This window comes from Daejeonella rubra (assembly GCF_900103545.1).
In the GTDB taxonomy this organism is placed as follows: domain Bacteria; phylum Bacteroidota; class Bacteroidia; order Sphingobacteriales; family Sphingobacteriaceae; genus Daejeonella; species Daejeonella rubra.
Genome location: NZ_FNHH01000001.1, coordinates 302,546 through 323,535 on the forward strand (window position 1 = coordinate 302,546; position 20,990 = coordinate 323,535).

At 33.9% G+C, this 20,990-nt stretch carries 19 protein-coding genes; 17 read left to right on the plus strand and 2 right to left on the minus strand.

Features of this window, described 5'->3' with window-relative positions; genetic code table 11:
* The first annotated feature begins 173 nt into the window (after positions 1–173).
* From BLR27_RS01370 to BLR27_RS01415, 10 genes are all read left to right on the plus strand, one after another.
* Positions 174–1,280: a tyrosine-type recombinase/integrase gene (locus BLR27_RS01370; protein ID WP_090698191.1), complete on the plus strand. Its 1,107-nt coding sequence runs from the start codon at positions 174–176 to the stop codon at positions 1,278–1,280.
* A 130-nt stretch (positions 1,281–1,410) separates the two neighbouring features.
* Positions 1,411–2,229, plus strand: coding sequence for a hypothetical protein (locus BLR27_RS01375; RefSeq protein ID WP_143007678.1), 819 nt, complete (start codon positions 1,411–1,413; stop codon positions 2,227–2,229).
* Between the two features lie 171 nt (positions 2,230–2,400).
* Positions 2,401–2,697, plus strand: a complete 297-nt coding sequence (locus tag BLR27_RS01380; protein ID WP_090698199.1) for a helix-turn-helix domain-containing protein — start codon at positions 2,401–2,403, stop codon at positions 2,695–2,697.
* On the plus strand, positions 2,682–3,149 hold the full coding sequence (locus tag BLR27_RS01385) for a hypothetical protein (protein WP_090698201.1): 468 nt from the start codon (positions 2,682–2,684) through the stop codon (positions 3,147–3,149). Before BLR27_RS01380 ends, BLR27_RS01385 begins: the two co-directional genes overlap by 16 nt.
* 82 nt (positions 3,150–3,231) lie before the next feature.
* Positions 3,232–4,230, plus strand: coding sequence for a hypothetical protein (locus tag BLR27_RS01390; RefSeq protein WP_090698204.1), 999 nt, complete (start codon positions 3,232–3,234; stop codon positions 4,228–4,230).
* 255 nt (positions 4,231–4,485) lie between these two features.
* Positions 4,486–5,505 (plus strand): hypothetical protein, encoded by a 1,020-nt coding sequence (locus BLR27_RS01395; protein ID WP_090698208.1) that lies wholly within the window; start codon positions 4,486–4,488, stop codon positions 5,503–5,505.
* Between the two features lie 177 nt (positions 5,506–5,682).
* A complete protein-coding gene (locus BLR27_RS01400) occupies positions 5,683–6,207 on the plus strand; it encodes a hypothetical protein (RefSeq protein ID WP_090698214.1) in 525 nt (174 codons plus the stop codon).
* A gap of 236 nt (positions 6,208–6,443) precedes the next feature.
* Entirely contained in the window at positions 6,444–7,061 is a 618-nt protein-coding gene (locus tag BLR27_RS01405) for a hypothetical protein (protein WP_143007679.1), read from the plus strand.
* Between the two features lie 102 nt (positions 7,062–7,163).
* Positions 7,164–7,610: a JAB domain-containing protein gene (locus BLR27_RS01410; RefSeq protein ID WP_090698221.1), complete on the plus strand. Its 447-nt coding sequence runs from the start codon at positions 7,164–7,166 to the stop codon at positions 7,608–7,610.
* A 56-nt stretch (positions 7,611–7,666) separates the two neighbouring features.
* Positions 7,667–8,041 (plus strand): hypothetical protein, encoded by a 375-nt coding sequence (locus BLR27_RS01415; protein WP_090698224.1) that lies wholly within the window; start codon positions 7,667–7,669, stop codon positions 8,039–8,041.
* Between the two features lie 71 nt (positions 8,042–8,112).
* Here the strand turns inward: BLR27_RS01415 and BLR27_RS01420 are convergent, their stop codons facing one another.
* On the minus strand, positions 8,113–8,358 hold the full coding sequence (locus BLR27_RS01420) for a helix-turn-helix domain-containing protein (RefSeq protein ID WP_090698229.1): 246 nt from the start codon (positions 8,356–8,358) through the stop codon (positions 8,113–8,115).
* Positions 8,359–8,791: 433 nt separating this feature from the next.
* Between BLR27_RS01420 and BLR27_RS01425 the strand changes: the two genes are divergently transcribed.
* Both BLR27_RS01425 and BLR27_RS01430 read left to right on the plus strand, forming a co-directional pair.
* The gene (locus BLR27_RS01425) at positions 8,792–9,388 is read left to right on the plus strand and encodes a hypothetical protein (protein ID WP_090698233.1); all 597 of its coding nucleotides are present in this window, start codon (positions 8,792–8,794) and stop codon (positions 9,386–9,388) included.
* A 99-nt stretch (positions 9,389–9,487) separates the two neighbouring features.
* Positions 9,488–10,378, plus strand: coding sequence for an FKBP-type peptidyl-prolyl cis-trans isomerase (locus tag BLR27_RS01430; RefSeq protein ID WP_176767575.1), 891 nt, complete (start codon positions 9,488–9,490; stop codon positions 10,376–10,378).
* A 30-nt stretch (positions 10,379–10,408) separates the two neighbouring features.
* On the opposite strand, the gene BLR27_RS01435 is transcribed toward BLR27_RS01430, so the two are convergent.
* Entirely contained in the window at positions 10,409–10,852 is a 444-nt protein-coding gene (locus BLR27_RS01435; RefSeq protein ID WP_090698239.1) for a JAB domain-containing protein, read from the minus strand.
* Positions 10,853–10,948: 96 nt separating this feature from the next.
* Here BLR27_RS01435 and BLR27_RS01440 point away from each other — a divergent pair, with 96 nt between their 5' ends.
* The 5 genes from BLR27_RS01440 to pglX all read left to right on the plus strand — a co-directional run bounded on the left by BLR27_RS01440 (position 10,949) and on the right by pglX (position 20,990).
* On the plus strand, positions 10,949–12,142 hold the full coding sequence (locus BLR27_RS01440; RefSeq protein WP_143007680.1) for a hypothetical protein: 1,194 nt from the start codon (positions 10,949–10,951) through the stop codon (positions 12,140–12,142).
* Between the two features lie 625 nt (positions 12,143–12,767).
* Positions 12,768–13,367, plus strand: a complete 600-nt coding sequence (locus tag BLR27_RS01445; protein ID WP_176767576.1) for a BrxA family protein — start codon at positions 12,768–12,770, stop codon at positions 13,365–13,367.
* Between the two features lie 4 nt (positions 13,368–13,371).
* On the plus strand, positions 13,372–13,959 hold the full coding sequence (locus tag BLR27_RS01450) for a BREX protein BrxB domain-containing protein (RefSeq protein ID WP_090698250.1): 588 nt from the start codon (positions 13,372–13,374) through the stop codon (positions 13,957–13,959).
* Complete coding sequence (brxC, locus tag BLR27_RS01455) at positions 13,959–17,468, plus strand: BREX system P-loop protein BrxC (RefSeq protein ID WP_090698254.1); 3,510 nt, start codon at positions 13,959–13,961, stop codon at positions 17,466–17,468. The genes BLR27_RS01450 and brxC overlap by 1 nt, the downstream gene beginning before the upstream one ends.
* A complete protein-coding gene (gene pglX / locus BLR27_RS01460) occupies positions 17,469–20,990 on the plus strand; it encodes a BREX-1 system adenine-specific DNA-methyltransferase PglX (protein WP_090698258.1) in 3,522 nt (1,173 codons plus the stop codon).

Consider the following 20,990-nt stretch of genomic DNA (forward strand, 5'->3'; position numbering starts at 1 on the left):
TTGAGTGTTTTTCCAGAGTTTTCATACAATTTTCCCAACTAATTGCTTTTGACTGCCTTTTGATTTCTTTTGCCGGAATTTTTAAAAAAACTGTGACAAAGGTTTGACCCCTGAGAAGTAATTATAATTTTTAGTAAGAATTAAATTTGTAATCAACTAAACAACAAATCGTTATGGGCGTAAAAGTCAGGGAGACAACACTAAAAAATGACCGTGTAAGATTATCACTTGATATCTATAAAGACGGTAAAAGCAGGTTTGAAAACTTACAGCTTTATCTTTTCGGGAAGCCGAAAACTATTGTTGAAAAGGATCACAACAAACGAACAAGACAGATAGCGGAGAACATCCGTTTGAAGCGAGAGGAGGAAATGCAGGATGACAAATTCAATATTTACACGGGTTTTAAGAGTCAGGGGAGCTTCATCGACTACTTTAAAAAGATGACTCGTGAAAAGCGGGGAAGTGGTGGAAACTACGGAAACTGGTATTCAACATGCAAGCATCTGGTCAATTTTGTAAATGGTAAGGAATTAACTTTTGAACAATGCGATGATAAGTTTCTCAATCTCTTTAAAAACTACTTATTGACTGGAAACATCACCAAAGGCCATCTGACTCTGTCAAAAGCTTCTGCATCGTCATACTTAAACAAAATCAAGGCAGCTCTTACGCAAGCTCACATTGATAATATCATATCAGATAATCCGGGAAGGAAAGTACGGGGTATTAAGGTAGAAGAAAGCAGGAGAGAATATTTACTACTTGAAGAGATTAAACTTCTAACAAAAGAGGAATGTAAGATTCCAATAATGAAGAACGCTTTCCTATTTAGTTGTCTGACCGGACTGAGATGGTCTGATATCAATAAGCTAACATGGGGCGAGATTACATTTTCGGAGGCGGAAAGTAAGTGGAAAATCCTATTCAGTCAGCAAAAGACTAAACAACTTCAATGGCATCCGATATCAGAACAGGCTTATAGCATCCTAGGGAAAAGGGGAGAGAATGACGAACGTGTTTTTAAAGGACTGAAGTATTCCGCATGGCATAATTTTATTCTGGCGGAATGGGTGTTACTGGCTGGTATTAAGAAACATATCACATTTCACTCAGGGCGACACACATACGCTACGTTATTATTGACTCATGGTGCTGATATATTCACAGTATCAAAACTTTTGGGTCACAAGGATATTGCCACAACACAGATTTATGGAAAGATAATTGATAGTCGGAAGAATGAGGTAATTGAACTCTTGCCAGATATTGGCATTTAAATGTATTTTTGAATTTGACACGAATTTTTCTTACTGAATACTATGGTAATTTTGTATACCAATGGACGAATGCCTTAAAGAAATAGATCTTGCTTTCATGTATAGCATTAGGAAAGTTAAGTCCTTTTCAATGCGCGAAAATATAGAAGGTTTGTACTGGCCAATACCAGATATCGAAGCCGACGGGCGTTGTAATTTTTCAGAAACAATATTAATTTCACAATTATACCGGAGGTGTGTAGCATATTTAACCTTAAAGCAGGAGATAAATTCCAATATCTTAGAACGGAATGTAGGTTACTTTGACTTGCTTAGGCATATATTCGAAGTGCATTTTTTTAGTCTGATAAAAGTATTTAATGATATTATTCCAGATTATTTTATTCAGAATAATCTGGATAGGGATATAAAAGTAGCGCTTCGAAATTCAAATCTTACTGTCGCTGAAGCACAAAAAGTTGTAATTCTAACTCTAATTCACCACTTTTTTTTATTTGAGGAGTTACTGGAAAGTTGTTACCCAAAATATGACAGGCTTCTGAAAACGGACCATTATGATAGTAACCTTTTGGATCTTGAATCAAATTTTATTAAATTAAAATACACAAATAATGTTATTGAAATCATCTATTCTGCTCTAAAAGATAGCCAGTTCATAAATTTAACTTTTTTTGAGTTCAAGAGTTACTTCGGCCCTCGGAACTCAGTTGAGAAAATTTTCTGGTATGGTAGTGAGGTTGCTATAGTCATCCTGTTTATGGGGCATGAAAACGTTAAGGGTCTTAATGTTTTATCAAAAGATTCACTACAGCTAATTCCACGATACTTTTTAAAAGCTGATGGAACTGAATTTAAAATTACACAATTGAGGGTTGTTTATCAAAAGGTCCGACAGAAACCCCGTGGAACCCAATCCATTCTGAAACTTCTTTCGACATTAAACAGTTAATATTAGTTATTAATAGTTTTCATTAACGCAATATTATTAAAAGTATTCTCAATTGGGGCTATTTCTGGATTAACTAATAGACTAACCTTTACAAACCATTCCCCATTTTGGTTAATATAGTTTTGTATAACGCTTCTGATCAGGGCATTTTACAAATTAAATATTAATCAGATGAACAAAATCTACATGATCCTGGAGCGGATCGAGCAGCTCTTACTGAGCAATAAAACAACTTTTACCGTAGCTGAATTCTCAGCGTATTCTGGTCTAAGTAAATCAGCAATTCATAAACTTACCCAACGAAAACGGATCCGGTATAGCCGGCCTAATGGGAAACTCATCTATATTTCTAAGGAGGCCGCTGACGCTTATCTCCAAAGTAATCCGGTTATTCCCGATGCGGATATCGAAAAGATGGCTATTGATTATACTATTAATAATCCAAGAAAACGGTGGGACGCAGCTTAATATCCGCATATTATAAATTTCAACTCATCAAGGAGGAGTTTGGAATTATTAAACTGAAACCTTTATTCCGGTATTTGAACGAAGATTCTTTCAACCTCATTTTTGAAAGCCCCGATGCGTGTAAAATATCCGTAATTGGTCCATGCCCTGAGGTAAATGGTTACATCTGTTATTCCTTTAAGTTCAAAGATTATGATCAGAACGATGGTATGATATTATTGAGTACTTCTGCTGGCTTGCTGCCTCTGGGTGTTGGTCGGGCTCTGGAATCAAACGACTGCTTTATTTGGCGTATGACTGAGGAAAATATTTTTGAAGTCTTCGTCTGCATGGGGATGTGTGACCAATCTTATCAGTTGCTTTCGAGTGTACAGGATGGAACGGGGGGTACCCGTGAGGAAATAGATTGGCTGTTTGAGCGAATTGAGGCGCTTGATATTGAGAACGATTAGTGTCTGGGGAGGAGGTTCGCCTCTTCCCTTCTCTTAACCTAAATCCTTTTTAACCTAAAAAAATATAAAAGAACCTTATAAAATGATCGATACAATAAAACTAATACTCTTCATAATACACATCTCTAACCTAGATCAACTTATCACACATCTCAAAAGTACACTTGAAAACATAACTGAGATCCACAACATAAAAAGAGGAACAACTTACAAAGGAAAATTAAAAAATATGACAGTGAGTGTATCCAGTGGATGCATAATGATAGAAGGTTCAATTACAAAATATTGGAAGGAAAACAATCAGGTAAACTTAAGAGCTTCAGAATTTATGGAAGCAATTCAAGATATAGGTGAAAAACTTCAAATTCCAATCCTTTTGGCTAAGGTAGTTCGATTAGATCTTGGAGTCAACATTACGTTTCTACGTCCTGAACTTGAATACTATGATGTATTGGGATACTTGAGAGGTTTTAATCGTCATCAGCAGAAATTTGGATTGAATTATCTGAACATAAGTAAAGGAGGGAAAAAATACATCTCTATTTATGAAAAGTTGAGGAACATAATAAGTCCTGAAGAAGTGACGAGATTGTTTATGGGTCAATATGTTTTGAGACTCGAGTATAGATTTCAGAAGCCGTCAGACCTTACCGGATTTCTCAAGGTGGATTTTGTAACACCATTGGAGATTTACAATGGATACTCTCAATTAATAAAAAAGTGGGAAGAGGTGTTCCTTTCGATTGAGAAAAAGAGTGACCTGATTGAATTTGCTCCCGAGGCCTTTAAAGAACGGGGTGCATTTGATAACCAACTAAAGTTAATGGGGTTGAACGCCCTTGGCGGTATGGAAGGGCTAATACGGATGTTAAACAAAGCCAAAAAGAGTAAGGTATTTACTTACCCGAACCAGTCTTCAAATATTCTTGCTAAGTATAGGAAATTGACTCAGACTCCTGATATGACCATTAAGACTGAATTAGCGGTGGAGTTTGAGAGAAAGGTGAGGTTGATGGCTGAATTAATGATGAATGAACAAATGGAAGATAAAATTTTAGAAGAGGAGGTAGAGCAAAAATAACTTTAAAAAGTACCAAACGTGATCCAGGATCATTTTTGGAATGATTAATAATGGGTAGGAAGCTTATGATTACTATGTTTTCTCATTTCTCCTGCATTCTTTACCTGTTGTTAGCTCTTCATACCTTCCGAATAAAATAATGCGGGAGAAATTAATTAATTAACATGATAATAAGTCTTTAATCAATCTCAGGAATGGGGCAGGAAGACTTTAGTACTTACTTCACCATTTATAGGTGATCAAAAAACAAAGAAAATGAAAAATGACGAAAATTTAAAAAGTAGCATAATGAAGTATGCCAAAATTCGCGTGGAAAAAGATTCTTACACAGACAAATGTTATCCAATTGTACTCTGCAATTATGGCGATCATGAATTGTTAGATTCTATCTTATCACGCATGGGAACTATTGAATTTACCGTAGATGAGGGTTATCCTTCTTATTGGATCACACTTAAAAACCAGAATAAATTCATTCAAATTGATCAAAGAGACCAATTTGGTTTTATTTATAAGTCATTACAAGGTGTTGACCAGCTTCCAATAGTAGATAGTATCCTTGTATTTGTAGAAGCCCATTTTAAGGTTTTACATTTCTTTGTAATCGAAGGTGCGTATCATAATACATCGGTACTGTTCGAAGATTTTAGAACCAACCAACTTAATGAAGCCATCGCATTATTTCTGGGTCAGGATCAGGATGTAATCTGTAAGATTCAACACGCTGTCCTTGATGAAAAGGAGTCTGAAAGAATAGAGAAATTCAAATTGTTCAATCACTATTTAAAGCTTGCTCCAATTGCTTCTGGACCAAATTTATATACCAACGGCTTGGATTCAGAAGGGGACGGTTTTATGGGTCGATTCTTTGGTAGGGAAAGTTGTGGATTTTCATATAAGAAAGAACACCCATATTCAATGGATTATACTTTACTGCTTTCGAATCACTCAACGATATGCGAATTTACAATGAAAGGGGTTTACGGAATACTTTCCGATATAGAACCTAAAGTTGATTACAATGGAACTGTCCTCGTTTATCATAGTCTTTCAGAAAATACTTTCGAATTTTTTAGCACTAGGGATCTCACTTATGAGAGTTCTCAAAACTTATTAGACCAGTTTGAAAAGGGGAATTTAAGTATGGAAGTCGATAGGATAATGCAGAAAGAAGGTTCCAGACGCTTCAATAGTTGGAATGACCAATATTTCCAATTGTTAAAAAAGGCCAGAGAAACTACAACCTACCATGAAAATTGTAGCCTGGAGTTATAAGTTTTCCATGTCTCATTCATCCATTTTAGTCGTTTTTTTTGGTCTAAAAGCTAGGAATATGGGACCACTCAACTAATTAACAATCACGATTACAGTCTTTTAAAAAAATCTCAGAGATGAGACTGGAAGACTATTGCCTTTACATTCCGAAATAGGCGCGGACTAAACTAATAAAAAATGAAAAAATCAACAAGAAACAATGCAGACATGTTTAAGGCATATTATAAATTCCTTATTACTGTACGGGACGACAATGGATACATGATAGATGGGGTAAGAGCAACCAGTCTGGTGCCTTTTCTAATTGAGCATATCGGAAGGGACAAAGTTTTTAATATTCTATCCAGGCAGAAAGTTAGTTCTGTTTGGCGAACAACTAAGCAAGGAGGCAGATTAGAGAAATTTATAGTGTATAATGTTTACGGTCCTGAGACGACGCCTCTGGAACTAGAGTTTAAACCTCCATATAAAGATTGGCCATTAGTAAGTGTTGCAGTATGCCAGAGATCAAAAAGAGCAATCGTCGTATTGCAATTTGATTGTGAGAATCATGTATTCGTATCAACCTTAAGGAGGCCTCAAGCTGATAAGTTGATATCTGATCTATTAAAAGGGAAACTAACTAACGAATTGACACAGCTGTTGGGACCGGGACATGACTTCTTGAGTCAATTACGAATCTACACAGCACCTGAGGAATAAATGGAGACGCAAGTGAGCGGAATCGTAATTCGGGCGGGACCCGATATAGGTTAAAGTACTGTTGAAAAAAGCCCGAGGTAGATTAATCTCCGCTTTATGTAAACCAAGGAGGGCGCTGTGCGATAATGATACGAACCTGTTATCGCACCGCACTTTCATTTAATTCACAAATAATAAATAGAAACTTTTATGCTTTTAGTAATTATATATAAAGGCATATTCAATAACCAATTTAAATGACAAGAGATTATACAAGTATGAAGGAGCTTCGGGAAAGCTATATGCTCGATGCTTTAAATAAGCTTGAGGAAAAGATGAAAAAAATGAAGCATTACCTCAAGCTTGAATTTGGACTAGATATTACAGATTTCGCGGAAATTGAAGTCCTATCCAGTTTTTGTAGCGAGTTGTATATGCACAAGCTTCCGATTTCCGATGAGGTAGTGAGAATATTACTAAGGAAGCTCAGGAAATGTCAGGATATCTTACGCAAATTGAGGGAAGTAAGTGCACAAAAGAAAGAGGATTTAGCCTTTATAAGTGTTCAGTTAAATACTATATCCGAGGCACTAACCAATATTAAGAAAAATGCTACTCATTTGAAGTATTTAACCAAAGACGTGTGTGCAATCGTTAGTGTATCTCAAAGTGCTAATTTGCCTGATTTAATGGTATTTGATTCAGCAACGTTGAATCAACTTCTTCTAGAGGAAGAAACAACTGATCAAGAAGATGAAGAAATTGTGAACCCAGATATCTACTTGGAGGCTGAGCCAATAGAAGATTGGGGCAAAATGGAAAACTTTCATTTTCTTGACTTCACACCGTTACCTCCTCGGCCTGAATCAACCTAATTGACTTTGACGTCGACAGGGAAGATTTTTTAAATCTTCCCTGTTTTTAAGTTGATTGTCTAATATTTTTTTATTAATATTAGATTGAAAATCAATTAGTTAATGAAAAAAGTATCAGATATAAAGATTATTTACACTCCCAAAATAAAACATTCAAAACTTCCTGAGATTTTTAGTGCCCATGAAGCACATTTGCTGTTTAGAAAATCATGGGATATTGGTAAACTCTACCTTGTGGAACAGTTTAAAGCGATGTACCTGAATAGTAACGGTAAAGTGTTGGGCATTTATGAGATATCAAGCGGAGGATTGACATATACTCAGGTGGATACCAGGCTCATCTTCCTTGGAGCAATTAAGTGCTGTGCGACATCTATCATTTTAGCTCACAATCATCCAAGCGGGAATCGGGAACCAAGTGATAGTGATTTGAGAATTACAAGGCGTCTAAAGGAAGCAGGCAGGTTACTGGAGATAAATATATGGGATCACTTGATCATTACCCCAGAAGGGTATACAAGTATGAGAGTAAGTAAAATTATTCGTTAACATGAGTGCAGTTGACCCTCTGCCAGTAATTTATTATTTTAAGGTAAATTCTAAAGATGATTACACTAAAAGAAAAAGATGCTATTCAGCACCAAATATTAAACGCCCTTGAAACTGCGTACTGTAAAATAGATGAAGCCATTTTGTGGTTTAATGGTGCTAGTGGGAAAGAAATAAGCCGTCTCTGTGATGTCAGAGACTTAAGTAGGGTATGTAAGGAGCTTTTCCTTTACAATTCCCGTTCTACTAAATTGATACTTCCGCTGTTGATAACAGAGTTGGAGCAGAGTCCGGAAGATATTGTTAAAATTCAGACTTCTGAAGGAGCAAAGCCGAAGATCCCTGATGTAATTAAGGAGTTGTTGAGTAAACTGAAAAATCAAACCCAAATACTGAAGAACCTATCAGTAAAGTATGAAAGATATCAGTAAAAGATGCCTACATTAATGTAGGGGACAATCAATAATATTTTGAATGTGCAAAAGAGTAAGCTAATTGATACTTAATTAAATGGCTTTTCAGGAAAGAAATCACTGAAGTTGCAATTAAATACCTTTGCTAATTTATTCAAGTGGTTAACATTGTATTTAGCTCTGTGATTTGGACTTTCAACATTACCAACGAATCCGATAGAAATATCCATTTTAATGGCCAACTGAGATTGTGACAGACCAGATTGTATGCGCATCTCCTTCACTCTATTTATTATGAATAGCTCAATTTCTGTTTTATTAACTCGCTTCGCCATTGTGTTGACAATAACGAGATAGAAAAAATTAAAAACACCTGCACATGTATATGTAAATTTTTATATATTTAGGAAATGTATTTTATGTTAGAAGAAAATAAAACCAATTCGAATTCTGGATTAATCATTACCGGCTATTTGTTTTCTGTCTTATCAATTGCATTCTTTCCTTTATTGTTTGCTATGGTTGGAGTAATAATAGGGGTTATAAATATTACGAAGAACAATATTGGCATGGCATTTTCCAGATAATATTCTCAGCTGTTTTTGGATTTTTAGGGGCAATTATAGGATTTCGGGTTGGTTTAGGATTATCACCATTTTGACTTTATTAGACTTATAAAATCTCAATATCATTTAACCATATTTCTTCTGGTATTTTAATTAGTTAAATGCAAATAACTTATTGTAACACATTAAAATATAACCATAGATGAAAATAAAATTTCTGCATCAAGGATTAATTATTCTTACTGTTACATTATGTAGCTGTACATCAAAAGTAAACTTCAATTTTAATTCTAAAGAAACGATAAAGAGCAAAATATTTGATAAGAATCCAACAGAAGCTGCTAAAGGTGCCGTTGAATTGTCGTATCAGATATTCAATATAATTGATGAGTACTGCGAAAGACCTATTGGAGATGAATTCTACAGAATGCAGATTTACAATGTTAGTTCAGATGGGAGTACTAAAGAATATTCGGTTATTGGTGAAATCAAGCTCCATATGATTAACGGTAAAACCAAAATTCTGACAGTAGAGGGTGACTTTCCCATTCCCTACTTTATGAAGAATAGTAAGGATGTTGGTCAGTACAAAAATAAAATCATAAAGGAGTTTGAAGTTGATGGAGAAATTTGGTTTGGGATTTATTCTGCTAAAGAAAATACCATAATCGATTATACTGATTGCTCAAACGTGAAGGTGTCAAATAGCATTCTAACATCTCGGATGGCAGTAACAAATAGTAAGGAAGCCTTAAATACATTGATTAACGATAATATAACAGCCTTAATGTTTTTATAAGAATTTATGATTAAATATTTTAAAGTCACAATTACAATTTCAATCTTTTCTTTCACCCTGAATGCATGTTCATCAAATGGGACTTCTAAAAAAAGTAATTTGGAAACCTCAACTGAAATTTTGAAAGATACTACACCTGTATTTCAAAAGGGAGAAGGTGACATGTTGTATATAATTCATACTGACAAATTAGGCGAAACGATTAAAGAAGGTGATTTTTTATCGTTTAAATCTATTGAAAGGACTGAAGGTGATTCAGTATTGTACAGTTCATACGATTATGACCGTCCCTCATTATTGGTAAAAGAAAAATCTGTCTTCAAAGGAGATCTTTTTGCTGCTCTTGGTCTTTTAAGTGAAGGGGATAGTGCAACATTTAAAATTAACCTCGATTCAATGGTTCAAAAAATGGGCCGTCCTCAACCCTCAGATACCCAAAGTAAATATCTTATTTACACAATTAAAATTGACAAAGTACTTCCAAAAGGTAAATTGACCGAAAGCCTTTTCCGCGGAAAGATCGATCAGTTCCTGAAGGCTGAAATGGAAGTAGCTAAGACTGGTGAAGTAAAGAAGGTAAAAGCTTATATTTCGGCAAAAACTTTAAAACCAACAGTAACAGCATCAGGCTTGAACTATGTTATTACCACTCAGGGAAGTGGTCCAAGAGCTAATCCAGGTGATACTGTAATAGTAAATTACACAGGAATGTTCTTAAGCGGTAAAGTTTTTGACAGTAGCCTGGCAGATGTAGCTAAAAAGAATGGAACATATAATCCACAGCGTCCTTATGAGCCACTTAAACTTCCGGTTGGAATGAATGGTTCTATCGCAGGATTTGAAGAAGGATTAATGTTATTACCAAAAGGTGCTAAAGCCACTTTGATCTTACCTTCAAGCCTGGCTTATGGTGAGCAGGGAAATCAGGGAATTCCTCCATTTACTCCTCTTATTTTTGAAATAGAGTTGATTGATATAATTAATAATTAAATTAGAAGTCTTCAGCTATAAAAATATTTCTTACAACAAACCTTCTTCCGCAAAGCTTAAATATCCATCTTCTGTTACTATAAGGTGATCCACCACAGGGAGATCAAGTATACGTCCAGCTTCAATCAGCCGTTTTGTAATACTGATATCAGATTGACTGGGCTTTAAATTCCCACTTGGGTGATTATGAGCCAAGATTATTGTACTGGCACATCCTTTCAATGCTGCAATAAAGATGATTTTCGGATCAACTACTGTTCCAGCAAACCCTCCTTTTGAAACTTCATATATTCCAAGGAGCTTGTTACTTCGACTTAATAAGAGTACATAAAAATGCTCAATTAGATTGATGGTTTTCATATCCCAATGCTCCAATAATACATTATAAGCATCTCGGGCTTCAGAAATTATTGGCAGTTCTGATCGTTTGAATTTGGGAGTATAGCTTAATTGGACTTCACTGATACAAAACATTGTAATTGAGGCTTCTATCTAATTATAATGAATATTCAGCGGCTTCAATGATTTTTATTTTAATTGATGTTAAATTTACTGAAAACAGCTTTTAAGATGAACAGAATTACTTTTACCCGGGAACAACTTTATGACTTAATATGGTCTGAATCACTTTTGACTCTTTCGAAAAAATACAACATATCTGATGTTGGATTACGCAAAATTTGTATTCGGATGGATATTCCATTACCAATGGTTGGTTACTGGAATAAAGTAAAAGCAGGTAAATCGGTTGAGGTGAAAAAGCTGTCCAGCGTTTATAAGGGAGAGAAGGAAATTTCTTTAACACTGAGAGTTGAGGGTGAAAATCAAATTGAGGATGGACTTTCCCCTCAAATGGCACTGCAAAAGGAGATTGAAATTGATCCAAATACTAATTTAAGAATTCCTAATGTGCTTTCAGATCCAGATCCAATCGTAGAAAATGCACAGAAGGTTCTAAATGAAATTTTAAAAAGGACGAAGGAGGAAAAGTTAGAGGTTGTAAGTCTAAATGCTTACATTAAAGTGACCCTAAAGAATATGAACAGATCTTTATTGATCATGGATACTTTTGTAAAGGCTATGAGAAAGAGGGGGCATGAGTTCAATATTGAAAATGGCGAATGTTATGTTCTTCTGAATGGAAAGGAAAGGATGAAGATGACATTAAAAGAAAATCAGACTATTGTTGAATCACAAGATCGATGGAGAAGCCGGGAATATATACCTACAGGAATATTATCATTTATGTTCGAACACTATGGAACTACTGCAAGCTGTAAGGATGGCAAAGAGATTATTGAAAACCAATTAGCTAAAATCATTGCTAAACTGGAAATATTGAGTAAACGTCTTGAAAAGGAAAGACTTGCTAATGAAGAGTGGCACAGAAAGTATAAGGAAGAACGAAAAAAGCAACAGGAGTTTGAAGAACGTAAGCAATTGGAATTGAAAACTTTCAAACAAACACTGAGTGAGGCTGAGCGATATCATGAGGCAACTTTAGTTCGTATATATGCTGACCAAATTGAGCAGAAGGCAATAAATGATGGAAAGTTAACTGAAGAGGTAACTATACGGCTTAATTGGATTAGAAGAAAGGCAGACTGGTATGATCCCTTAATGAATGGTCATGATGATTGGTTGGATGCAGGAGATATAAGGAAAATGCATCAAAATGATACTAATTCATATCAAACCTCATATTATCAAAGAACCGCTGAAGTAAATGAGTGGCCCTTAGCTCCATGGTACATTAAAAAGTAGAATTAACACAAAAAGGAACCGAAATTTTTCTCTAAGAAAGGAAGCGATTTTACCACGAAATTAACCTGAAAACAACCATTTTCATATTGGTTTTCTTACTAATCTTGGTTTAAATGGTCAAAAACCTTGATAATTACTTTTTACTTGTAAAAGTAACCATAAAAATAGGCACTTAATAAAATTAATATTTCCATTCAAAAGTCGTTTTGGGTAAAAATAATGGTAAAAATGTTCGAGTGTATTTATAATTATTTACCCTAATTTGAATGGTCGATGTTCTGGTTAGCCTCCATGTTTGACAGAAATTCTTAACTTCATAAATTATTATCTTTTATTTTAAGCCTTTTTTTAGGGGGATGTACTTATTGATTAGTTGAAATTCTTTTTAGGGAGATATCACTATTTAATTAAATCTATGTATAAGATTTAATTGTTTGTCTTGAGTCGCCTATTACCTGATTTTATTTAGTTTGATATTAAATGGCCGAATATTTTACATATTGGCCGAGAGTGGTTTTAAACCTTGAAAGAGGATAAAGATTAGTAGAAATTAATATTGATTAGAATATTTTAAAATAAGCAATTGAACTTGATTTTTAATATAATATGTATATAGATGTTGATCATGATGAAAGTAGAATCTAAAACATATGATGCAAATTTCACTGCCGGGGGCTTACTTCTTAATGAATTCAAAGCGTTAGAGTCTATAATATTAGGAACTGAGTTTGAAAGTAGATTACAAGAAGAAGTAGAAAGCAATAGTGTAATTGGAATTGCTACTATGTCTGCTCGTAAACGAATTATACCACAAATAAAGCGCAGACACTCCATTGCACCTATTGGTTTTTGGGATCATTTTTTTCAATGGAATCAGCAGGAAATGAAATTCGGATTATTGTATTTGTGCTTTAAAACTTACGCGATAGTCTTAGATATACATATTGAGGTTGCACTGAAAAAATTCAAAACGGGAAATACATTGAACGCATATGATGTTCAAATGCGTTTGGATGAAATTGCATCTAAAGATGATCACGTTTCTAAATGGTCAGTTAGCACCATGGTAAAAATCAATGCTCAATATAGAAGGGTATTAAAAGATGTTGGCTTATATGATGGTACTCATCTAATGCGACCCCTTAAAATATCTTCAACATTTTGGCAATACTTCGAAGACATAAATGAAAGCTGGTTTCTTACTGCTTGTTTTATAAAAAACTAGGGAAATGACAATAACTGAATTATACGATCAATTATCTGATAAAGGATTTCAAGATCACCAAACAGGTAATTTATTTTTTCCTGCTTACATGTTCATGTACAATCCAGAGCTGGAGTATGAAGTGGAAAAAGAAATTTTGGATATCAAGAATAGATTACACAGACCAAACAATTATTTGGATGTGATGGTGCTTGATATTTTTGAAGAGTTTATCAGTTTTTTGAAAAATGAAAAATTTGGCAACTCAACGAAATATAATTTCTATTTAGAGCATGAATCCAATAAGAAAGATGCTGTTGATAAAGCGCTCAAACAAGATGCTTACACAGAAAAATTCATGAATTATTTACGAGATAAAATTGCTGACCATCAAAATGATGCAGACTATGAAATTGCTTATGTTTTTATTAAAGGATTTGGCAATTCATACCCTTATATAAGAGCCAGTAGATTCATGAGTAATTTCGAAAAACATATAAAAGGATACAAATTAATTATGTTCTACCCTGGAGTTGCAAAAGGATACTACAGTTTGTTTGGACTTTTACAAGACGAAAACCTATATAGAGCTATTAAACTAATAAACGAATAATGATGAAATTAAATGAAATTTTCGCAAGAGACATTTATAGGGATATTAACCCTGCAGTAGTTGTTAGTGCAAAAGACCCTAAAACAATTGAGGCAGAGATAAAGGAATACGTTTTTACTCCTGAGATTATAGAAAAGTTGTTTACTATAATCGATACTATAATTAATAAGAAATCAGGCAAAAGTGGTATTTGGATTAATGGCTATTATGGCTCTGGAAAGTCGCATTTTATAAAATTTGTTCATTATTTAATGAACAGAGAAACTTCTGCTGATGCTTTTGAAGCATTGGAAAATGGAGTGAATGATAATTATGACAATACCAAACCAAATACCAATGATAAAATCACAATAAGTAATTTGAGACTCTTGAAAAAGAAAATTACTGATACACAATGTGATGATATCATGTTTAATGTTGAAGATGAAACTGATGACGGAAGTCAGGAACGTTTAACGCGTATTTTCCTCAACATGTTCAACAAGTTTAGAGGTTATAATTCTAATGATATTCCATTGGCAATATTGTTAGAAAAAACAATTGACGAAAAAGGGAAATTTGCTGAGTTTAAAAAATTAATAGAATCTGAATTAGGATTCAATTGGGATACAGATGCTGCAAAAGTAGCTTCATTTTCTTTAGACAGTGTATTGGATATTGCAAAAAAAGTTTGTCCCGATATTGATATAGTTTCACTTCATTCTAAACTATCAAATCCGGAAAGCTATAAAGTTGGAATTAATGCAGTTCTAATTCCAGAGTTAAAAGAATATCTCAAAGGCAAGGATAAAGATTATCGCCTATTATTTTTAGTGGATGAAGTTTCGCAGTATGTTGGTTCAAACAAAGAAATTCTTTTAAACTTTCAAAATATCATTGAAAGAATCAGCGAAGATTGTAATAACCAAGTTTGGATTGCTTGTACAGCGCAGCAAACATTGGATGAAGTTTCCTTTGGTGCTGATGGTGTTCAGGATGTTCAGGAGGAATTCGGGAAAATCCTTGGTCGCTTTGATACTAGAATATCACTTCAAAGCAATGATGCTTCTTACATCACTCAACGCAGGGTATTGGATAAAAACAGTAATGGTGTTGCTGAATTATCGAAGATATATACTGCAAATAAAGATTACATCGAGAACCAATTTAAAATCAGTCATGATTTATATAAGGGTTATAAAAATGAAGGGGAGTTTCTATTTGGATATCCGTTTGTTCCTTATCAGTTTAAATTGATTGCACATGTTTTTGAAGCATTTCAACAATTGAAATTTGTTATTAAGGAAGTAAAAGACAACGAACGTTCAGTATTAGGAATCACACACTTTACGGCTAAACAACATGCAAATGATGAAGTTGGTGGTTTTATACCATTTGATGGGTTTTATAATCAACAATTCCACACGAACCTCACAAACAGAGGTGCAAAGGCAATTGAAAATGGTTTAGAATTACCTTATGTCAAAAGTAATCCATTTGCAGCTAGAGTTGTAAAAGTGTTGTTTATGATTTCAAATCTCCTTGAAAACAGAAGACAAACCTTTCCTTCAACTGTAGATAATTTAACCGTGCTTTTAATGGATAAACTGGATCAAAATAAGATGCAGTTGCAAAAAGAGATCACTGATGTTTTAACTAAATTAATTGAAGGAAGTATTATTCGTGAAGAAAAAGGAAGTTACTTCTTCTTCAATGAAGACGAAATGGATGTTCAAAACATCATCAAGAACCAAATTATTGGTTTGGATGATCGATTGACTGCATTTGATGACTTTTTTAGACCAATTATTAAATTACAACCTAAGGTGGCTTTTGGTCAAAATGATTTCAAAATCAGTTATAACATTGAATCTAAAGAATTCTTGAGAGGTGGTGATATTAATCTTGTTGTTTTACTTACGGATAAAACACCAATCATTCAAAAAATGCTTGACGTAGGTTCAAAAGATTTAGTCATTTGTATTAATGAATGGTATAACAATGATGCTGCATTAAGGCATGATTTTGAATGGTATTGTAAAACTAATAAATACCTGCTTAATGGATCTGGCAGTGCCTCTGGTGAAAGAGCTAAGACTAATGAGAACTTCAAGATTAGAAATAGACAGCTAAGTGAAGATATTATCAGAGTAATAGAAAGAAAATTTATTGAAAGTAGGTTTATTGCTCAAAATGCAATCCTGGAGGCTGATCAAATTAATGGTATAAGCCCATCTGATAGAGTAAAAAATCTTATTGAATATCACTTAGGTAATATTTATAGATTCCATAAGCTATCCGATGGATATGCTCGTAACCAAATTGAATTGAAGAATGCCGCTGCCAGCACTCAAACAGAAATGCCTCATCTTACACCTGCCGAGCAATCTGTTAACGATTTTATTACCAGTAACAATAATCAAATAACCATTACTGATTTAATCAAACAATATGGTGATGCCCCATTTGGTTGGCGCTTTGAAGCAGTTTTAGAAGTCGCTTTAAAATTAGTCAAAAAGAAAAAAAGAGAATTCAAATACAAAGGTGCTCCTAGATACCCTATTGTTGATTTTATCAATAAAGCAGTTTCTACAGCCGAAAGAATGTCTTGCGAAATTGTAACTGGTGAAGATATAGATCAAGTTTTATTAGATGATGTGGTTTCTACTTACAAATTTGTATTCAATGAAAATATTGCCACGACATCTGATGGGAATGAAATGTTTGAAACACTTTCTAATGTGCTTTCAACTAAAATGAGATGTATGCAGCCATTTGAATCGGACTATTTTGGAAAATATCCTTTTGGTGGTAGTTTTCAAAAGTCAATTCATCAATTGACTACTTGGACAACCATTAGAGATCCGAAAAGATTATTTCAGGATTTCATTGGTTCAAAAGATTTTGCCAAAGAATTATTTGATATTGAAAAAGGAATTGAGGACTTTATCAATAACAACTTTAAGGATTATGCAACCTTGAGTTCATTTTGCGAGAATAACAAAGAAAATTTCAAAGAATTTTCAGTCGACAATCAAGATAAAGCAAAAATAGTAACGGACTTTCTATTGCTTGAAGACCCAAGAAAGGACTTTAGACATGCTAAAAAAGCACACGAAGAATTAAGTCAGGCACTAAAAGATTTAACTGCGGAATTAAAGAAAGAAGTGAAATTAACTTACAGTTTCATTTTTGACGAATTAGAACAGGAAGCAATAAAATTGAATGTAAGCATTTCAGTTTTTGACAGTCGCGATACAGTATTGAACGCCATTGATGCAAATAATTCAATTGCACTATTGAAAAACAAAAAGCTGAGTGCTGCAAATTTCAAGAGTGATCAATTAGAAAAAATAATTGCTGCAATACCAGTTCCACCAGGAGGTAGCGGTGCAACTTCGGCATCATATCATATTACCAAAGGTGTTTCAACTATTTCAAATGAAGCAGAAATGGATACTTTTTTGAAAAAGGTAAAAGATGACATGCTAAAACTATTAAACGCAAATAAGACCATAATTTTGAAATAGATGAATACAAAAACATTTGCACAACAATCACGTGTCCTATTAATGGATGGAGTTGCCAATAAATTAATGTATTGGGGCTTTAATGCTGAGGGTTCTACTATTGAGGAACCTAACCCAGTTGCAGGTGGTTACATTTTTAGAGGCAAAGTATTTGATGATGAAACAGTGCCTAAATTATGGAAGTCTTTACAGCAGGCAGTTAAGGCAAAGGGAATTGATTTAGTAAAAGAGGAAGCAGCATATACCTGGTTTAACAGGATGATGGCACTTCAAATAATGGCTAAAAACGAATATCTAGATGCTCAATTAGCCTATGTGCCGGGTATGGCAAATACACCTCAGATTTTGCAAAAAGCAAGGCAAGGTCAATATATATTTTTAAACAGCAAAGAACAGGAACGGTTAAAAAGGATTGTCACTGATTTTAGCAAAGAACAAGAAACCTTTGCATTGTTGTTGGTAGGTTATTGCCACAGCAACGAAATGCTGAATAATGTTTTTGGCAAACTAGACGATTATACTGAATTGCTTCTGCCCGACAACATGCTTCAGGACACTGGATTTTTACACTTGCTCAATACAACTGATGCAATATCTGATGAACAATATAAAGAGGTAGAATTAATAGGCTGGTTGTATCAGTTTTATATATCTGAACGAAAGGATGAAGTGTTTGCTTCTTTCAAGAAAAAGAAGAAAGCAGAAGCAAAGGATATTCCTGCTGCTACCCAAATTTTTACCCCCAACTGGATTGTTAAGTACATGGTGCAAAACACTGTGGGTAAAATCTGGTTGGATAAAAATCCTAATAGTAAAATAAGACCGAGTTTAAAATACTTGGTGGATAATGAATATGACTCTAAATCTGAACCAATTATATCAGAAATAAATCAATTAACATTGATAGATCCTGCGGTAGGTTCTGGTCATATATTGGTTGAGGGATTTGATCTTCTCTATCAAATGTATATGGAAGAGTACTATACACCTGAGGAAGCTGTTGAATCTATATTAATGAATAACCTTTTTGGTTTGGATCTTGACGACCGAGCGGCACAGCTTGCTACTTTTGCTATACTTCTAAAAGCAGCAAAAAAATACCGAGATGTTTTTGCCAAAGGCTGGTTGCCAAATGTTTATGCGATGCCTGGGTATGCCACGTTTAATAGTCAAGAAATAAAGGACTTTATGGGTACTGACGGAACAGCTTTTGAAATGGAGTTGGAAGCTGCGTTGCATGTAATGGAACAAGCCAAAAATTTAGGTTCAGTTATGAAGTTGAGTTTGAGTGATGATGCCAGAACCTTTATTAAGAAACGATTTTTTAACCTTAAAAATACTGACTACAGAGATATTAATACGGAGCTCGTTTTCCAAAAGATTAAATCTTTTATTTCTGTATTGCTTATTCTTTCAAACAAATACACTTCAGTTGCTGCGAATCCTCCATACATGGGTAAGAAAAACATGAATTCTAAGTTGAAAGATTATTTGTGTGAAGTTTACCCTGATTCTTGGAATGATTTGATGACTACTTTCATGGATGTGAATTATGGGTTATTACTGGAAAATGGACTTTCTAGTATGATTAATATTCCATCATGGATGTTTTTAAGTACTAATGAGTCTTTAAGAATTAAATTCTTAAAAACAACATATTTAAGTTCTGTCTTGCATTTTGGCAGAGGTATTTTTGGATCCGATTTTGGATCAGTGGCTTTTTGTTTTAAAAAATCTTTAAGTGAAGTCAATCGAATTGGAATCTATAGAGGGTTGTATGATAAAATAGGAAATGTAGAATCAAATGATATAAAAGAAAAATATTTTTTTGATAAAAACTTCAAAAGTTTTGATCATTCTCAATCAGAATTTTTGAATATACCCCAAAAAACTATTTCTTATTGGCTTTCTTCACATGCGTTAAATGTTTTTTCTAATAATGAGAGTATCAAAGATTTGTGCCCACCAGTAGTAGGGATGATGACTGCAGATAATGATAAGTTTGTTAGAAATTGGCAAGAAGTATCATTAAAAACAATCGGATTTGATTTTGGTAACAAAGAACAGGCAATAATAAGCTCTTATAAATGGTTTCCGTATAATAAAGGAGGTGATTTAAGGAGGTGGTATGGTAACAATGAATATATCGTAAATTGGAAAAATGGGGGGTATGAAATATACAAGAGTGGTATGACTAGTTTTCGTGGGAAAAATTACTATTTTAAGAAGGGAATTACTTGGTCATTTTTCGGTTTTAACGCTTTTGGAGTAAGATATAAGCCAGAGGGCTTTATCTTTGATATTTCAGGAATGTCATGCTTTCCAAAAGAAGATAAAATTTACTATTACACTTCATTATTAAATTCTAAAGTTGGATTTCTTTTTTTGCAAGCAGTAGCTCCTACGGTAAATTTCCAAGCTAATGACATTGGTGCAGTACCAGTTATTTTTCCAGATGATTTAGTAGGTATTAATCATATTGCAAGAAACAATATTCAAATCTCAAAAGTTGACTGGGATTCAAAAGAAATTTCTTGGGATTTTATAAAAAGTCCATTGTTGAATAATGAATGTTCTATAAAGGATGCATATAATAAATGGCTAAAAAATGTAAGCTTTGATTTTTTTCAATTGCATAAAAACGAAGAAGAGCTAAACCGTATTTTTATTGATATTTATTCTTTAAGAAATGATTTAGAACCTGAGACATCTTTGAAGGACATTACTATATTACAACAAGAATTAAAGAAAAATGATCTTGAAGAATTAGAAGATAAATTCAGAACCAATGGTAAAGATGCTGTAGAACTGCCTATTAACCGTGACGAAGTGATCAGTCAATTCGTCAGCTATGCAATAGGATTATTTATGGGTCGTTACCGCTTGGATATACCAGGTTTAAATATTGCACATCCAAATCCTACCAAAGAGGAATTAGCCAGGTACTCATACAATCATGGAGAAGTAAGCATTGATCAAGATGCCATTCTGCCTTTAATGGGTAAAAATTGCAATTTTACCGATGATGTGGTGAAGCAATTTAACCAATTGCTCGATACCATTTGGGGGCATGATCAGCGAACAGAAAACATCAACTTTATTCAGGAGTGTTTGGATAAGGAATTGGACAAATTCCTGGTCAATGATTTTTGGAGCTACCACTGTAGTATGTATAAAAAAATACCAATTTATTGGTTGTTTAGTTCAAAGAAAGGATCATTCCAGGTATTGGTGTACATGCATCGTATGAATGAGTTTACGGTTGAAAAAATTAGAGCTAATTATTTATTGGAGCACTTGAAATATCTAAGATCCGAAATCGCCCAAAAAGAAGCAAATGCAAGCAGCTTAAGTACAACCGAAGCAAAGCAATTAGACAAACTAAGAGCCGACTTAATTGAATGTGAGCAATATGATATGGCTTTAAAAAATGTAGCAGACCAACAAATCAAATTTGATTTAGATGATGGAGTTGCCAAGAATTTCGAATTGTTTGAAACAGTAGTTGCAAAAATAAAATAG